Origin of the sequence: Photorhabdus temperata (genome assembly GCF_025384845.1) — a bacterium.
Classification (GTDB): Bacteria; Pseudomonadota; Gammaproteobacteria; order Enterobacterales; family Enterobacteriaceae; genus Photorhabdus; species Photorhabdus temperata.
Window position 1 is genome coordinate 1 of sequence record NZ_JAJAFX010000121.1, and the last position, 4,184, is coordinate 4,184.

6 protein-coding genes and 1 pseudogene are annotated in these 4,184 nt (G+C 39.8%); 4 read left to right on the plus strand and 3 right to left on the minus strand.

The features are described 5' to 3' along the window. The first annotated feature begins 412 nt into the window (after window positions 1-412). From LGZ99_RS23480 to LGZ99_RS23495, 4 genes are all read left to right on the plus strand, one after another. Window positions 413-1,324 (plus strand): gp53-like domain-containing protein, encoded by a 912-nt coding sequence (locus LGZ99_RS23480; protein WP_021324058.1) that lies wholly within the window; start codon window positions 413-415, stop codon window positions 1,322-1,324. A gap of 17 nt (window positions 1,325-1,341) precedes the next feature. Then, window positions 1,342-1,530 (plus strand): tail fiber assembly protein, encoded by a 189-nt coding sequence (locus tag LGZ99_RS23485; RefSeq protein WP_315903529.1) that lies wholly within the window; start codon window positions 1,342-1,344, stop codon window positions 1,528-1,530. 587 nt (window positions 1,531-2,117) lie between these two features. Further along, window positions 2,118-2,366, plus strand: coding sequence for a hypothetical protein (locus tag LGZ99_RS23490; RefSeq protein WP_262979746.1), 249 nt, complete (start codon window positions 2,118-2,120; stop codon window positions 2,364-2,366). Between the two features lie 49 nt (window positions 2,367-2,415). Further along, a complete protein-coding gene (locus tag LGZ99_RS23495) occupies window positions 2,416-2,775 on the plus strand; it encodes an Aca2/YdiL-like domain-containing protein (RefSeq protein ID WP_262979747.1) in 360 nt (119 codons plus the stop codon). Between the two features lie 153 nt (window positions 2,776-2,928). Here the strand turns inward: LGZ99_RS23495 and LGZ99_RS23500 are convergent, their stop codons facing one another. The 3 genes and pseudogenes from LGZ99_RS23500 to LGZ99_RS23510 form a co-directional block, all read right to left on the minus strand. After that, window positions 2,929-3,243 (minus strand): recombinase family protein, encoded by a 315-nt coding sequence (locus LGZ99_RS23500; protein WP_262979748.1) that lies wholly within the window; start codon window positions 3,241-3,243, stop codon window positions 2,929-2,931. Next, window positions 3,244-3,870, minus strand: a complete 627-nt coding sequence (locus LGZ99_RS23505; protein WP_262979749.1) for a tail fiber assembly protein — start codon at window positions 3,868-3,870, stop codon at window positions 3,244-3,246. Next, window positions 3,870-4,184 (minus strand): annotated as a pseudogene (locus LGZ99_RS23510) (hypothetical protein); the annotation flags it as partial. The gene LGZ99_RS23505 and the pseudogene LGZ99_RS23510, both read right to left, overlap by 1 nt.

Genomic DNA, 4,184 nt, shown 5'->3' on the forward strand with positions numbered 1-4,184 from the left:
ACGATGAAAAATAACAAACAATAGAGATTTAGTAAAAAATAAAACTTACAGACATTTTTCACCACTTATTCTAATAATGGCATAAAAGCTTTCCAGAAAGAAAGTAATTATCTTAGATGTTAAATAACGTTTCATAATTCTGCTACACATGGCCTTCTTCAACCCATTGTTATACATAGAATTATGAGTAGCATAAGATGTAGCGCTATTTTGGAGTCTTATTTAAATATATACCCAATTATAAAGCACTGGGTTTTATTACCACCAACAATATAAAAACAATTAACCTTATAAGTTAATAAGAATATATCGCCATTATTTATCTGAACTATGATTGATGTGAGTTAAAAAAAGTCGTCCATACAGCAATCCAATTCATTGCTTACAAAACAATATTATTCAAGGAGTATATATGAGTCTAAAGAATGATTTTAAAGCTTTTTCTGTTAACAATGATGCTAATGTTGTTCTTCAGGAAAAATATGAAGCAAACCCGAGTTTGCAGACTGGGTTTCCACCAAATACTATTTCCATTGATTTATTAAATAAAGTCTTGCGCCAGTCGTCAATTATATCATCTGTCATAGCCGATTTTATCGCTACACAATCTGGCAGTGATACTCTGGATGATGGGGACATTGTTAAGCTCACTACCCAATTAGACAAAGCGTTAGAACAAAAGATCACAACAAAAGTTCCCAGTGCTTCATTAACACAAAAAGGTGTTGTTCAACTTACAAGTGTAGTAGGCGATAGTGACGCATTGGCTGTTACGCAAAAGCTCGCCCAAGAATTAGTAAATTCATTAAATGGAAATATTAATGGAAGAGTACCCAATAGCCGTAAAGTGAATGGGAAAGTGTTGTCGAGTGATATCAATCTGAGTGCTGGAGATGTAGGGAGTTATGATAAGTCTGAATCAGACGGAAAATACCAACTGCGTGGTAATTATCAGCCTGCTGGCAACTATGCTCCTGCCGGACAATCATATACTAAAGCTGAATCGGACTCTCGCTATGACCGTAATAGAAACACAGCCTTAAAAGCTACAAATGGTTGGTGGAAGTGCGGTGATACTGGGATGATTTATCAATGGGGACAAACACCTAGTACTCTTAGTGAAGAGTCTAGGAATTACGATTTCCCAATTGCATTTCCCTCTACTTGTGTTATCGGAGTAGCAGCACCTAATTATAATAGCACCGAAAGAGGTTCTCTTTCTGCATATTTTAGTATTAATAGTAATACGAGCTTTAGATTAACCCTTGATCAAGCTTCAAATGATCAACCCGCTGGCGTTTTTTGGTTTGCTATTGGATGGTAAGGAATCCACATGTATAACTGTCACAACAGGCTAAAATTAAAAAGCAGGAGTTGATGGAAAAGGCTAATGAACGGATAACACCATTACAAGACGCTGTTGATTTAAGTATGGCTACAGAAGTAGAGAGCTTGGCTTTACAGGCTTGGAAAAAATACCGGGTCATGCTTAATCGGGTTGATACATCTAAAGTACCGGAAATTAATTGACCAACTCTGCCATTATAGTAACTGGAAAAAGACCGGGGTAGAATGGTACCCGGTCTTAACAGTTTCATTTACCTGAGCATACAAAAAAATAGATACGATATTCGGTAAGCTTGCCCAAAATATGTCCTACATTAGAAACGAAATAAAGAAAGTTAATTATAACTGATTGATTTGATTGGTGGGTTGTCGGGGGCTCGAACCCCGGGCCAATTGATTAAGAGTGTATAGAACTACATTTAAAAACAACTAGATACAGCGAAAACCGCGACTCACAACGTACCATTTCGCAAAAGTTAGCAAAACATAGAATACGCATGAAAACTTTCACGTCTCATCTGCGTCTCATAGTCTCATAATCAGGCGAAGCATTATCGCAGCACAGTTCCAGACTGCTTTGCGATAATTTTTTTCCTCTTACTTCGGCACCTACATTCACCACATTTATAGAAATCGGCTATGCTGCTCAATTAATATCAGCATATTTATAAAAATGTGACAAAAATCACTTTACAACTTCGCGATTGCGAAGTAATATGTATCCATGGCTTACGAGATGGCTCGAAGCAAACCTAAAGAGGAAATTTAAAATGACTACATTACTGAATATCGCCGAAGCAATCTTAAGCTCTTCACAAAAAGAATATCGCGCTAAAAATTTAGAAAGCATTAAATCGGTTCAAGACTTTGCTGAGGGCGCTTTCGATTTGTACATCTCTAGTGAAGATGCGGACAAAATCTTAACAGTTTGCAAAGCGATTCATGAAAGAATCGAATCGGGTGAAGTTATATCAGAAAATGACTGGCACTATGATTTTGAAAAACCTCTATCTGAATAATTAATCAAGGGCCACTTTAAGTGGCCTTAATTATTTTGGGTTAACTTATATGACTATAACTAATAAAGAATTACAAGCATTACGGAAACTACTAATGCTAGACGTTAAAGAAGCGGCTGAGCATATAGGCGGCGTATCCTCACGCACTTGGCAATATTGGGAAGCGGGGCGCTATCCCATCCCGCATGATGTGGAAAACGAAATCAAAGATTTTGTTAATCTGAGAAATAGCCTTCTCAAGCGGAGAATTTCGGAATTTCGCAATGATAGAGATTTGCAAGTTCTGAAATACTATATGACTATTGATGAATTTGAACAAACAACGGGTAAACGAAATGCTGTCATGTGGCGCATTACTAATTCAGTCGCCGCAACTTTAATTGCTCAAAATATGGCAAGACTTTCATAATTGGCAAATATGTACTAGCGGTGGTAATTATTTATGATTATTGCCGTGGTGCTACTCTCTCTCTGATGCTGATTATCAGCGAATTTTTGGTAGAGCACGAAATACACAAAATCACGAATGGATTAAGTCAATATAAAGCCGGTCACCCGGCTTTCATTTATTTACAGGAAAATACTTATACACAGTAGAAAGAGACGTATTGTAAATCAGTGATAGTTGTTTACGTGTGTGACCTTTAGCAAGTAATCTTGCAGCTTGTTTCCTGTCTTCAGCTGATAACGATACTGGCCTGCCTCCAATTCTTCCCTGAGCACGCGCAGCTATCAAGCCTGCGTTTGTCCTTTCAACGATTAATTCCCTTTCCATTTCTGCCAATGCACTCATGACATGAAAGAAGAATCGCCCCATAGCGGTACCGGTATCGATACTGTCAGTGAGGCATATAAGCCGGTCGCCCGGCTTTCTCAATTACTTCGGCACTTCCGGCCACTCAACATCAGGAGCTTGATTCACATCTACACGGGTGAGTAATACTCTGTACTTCTTCCATTCGAGTAATGCCGCTTTCTCTGAGTCTGTCGCGACTTCTAAGTCAACAGAGTCTTGTAGCAATGAGAGTGTTTCATTTGCTTGTTGTAGCAGTGTAGCTTGTTGCTGCTTGGCTTCATTGATTTGATGAGCTTTCAAGAGGTCTTTATCAACTACCCACTCTTTACCATCCCACTTGTCGAAATCTGTGGGAGGTTTTTTGAATGTCAGTGTATCGGGTGGCTCACCGATTTCCGCTATCTCAATCGGTGCACGGGTTAACGTGTCGTAAGCTGTCTTTCCGCGGTAGTCAGGTAAGATTTCCCAACGGCTTTTATCTTCGCTACGACAAACCGCTTCATCATCGGATTTCGGGAGTTCTGGAGCATCAGGATAAGCACCGGCAGATAGACTGACACCGAGCATCACGTATTCAATGTCTGAAGCTATGAATTCTCTCGTGATTTGATTCGAGTGATAAACCTTTATCCAGCCGGCTTGGATAGCTAAACCATCTTTACCCAATACGGCTGTTTCATGTTCTAAAGAGTACTTTTGTTCAGTCATTATGCTGCTCTCACTATATAGTTAAATGCGACGTTGCGGGGGCGGGTTTCTGCACCAACGGCGCCATTGTTTGTAAATCCTTGATAATCACTGCCGTTATTTGTGAACGGTAAAGTTTGTTTTCCGTCATCATGATATGAACCGGGATATTCCGCCCGACTTGTTACGCCGAACTGTCCTTGCGCCCGGCCACCATGACCACCAAGGTGCTGGTGCCACTGAACTTGTTGTGGTTGCCACGTACCACACACCCTACCTGGATCTACCCCTCTACTATCATCCCAGCCCCGGATAAATTCGCCTCTTAAATCGGG

Excerpts from the sequence above, each read along its gene's own strand:
- LGZ99_RS23490 (WP_262979746.1), top strand. The coding sequence starts at position 2,118 with ATGACTACATTACTGAATATCGCCGAAGCAATCTTAAGCTCTTCACAA.
- LGZ99_RS23505 (WP_262979749.1), bottom strand. The coding sequence starts at position 3,870 with ATGACTGAACAAAAGTACTCTTTAGAACATGAAACAGCCGTATTGGGT.
- LGZ99_RS23495 (WP_262979747.1), top strand. The coding sequence starts at position 2,416 with ATGACTATAACTAATAAAGAATTACAAGCATTACGGAAACTACTAATG.
- LGZ99_RS23480 (WP_021324058.1), top strand. The coding sequence starts at position 413 with ATGAGTCTAAAGAATGATTTTAAAGCTTTTTCTGTTAACAATGATGCT.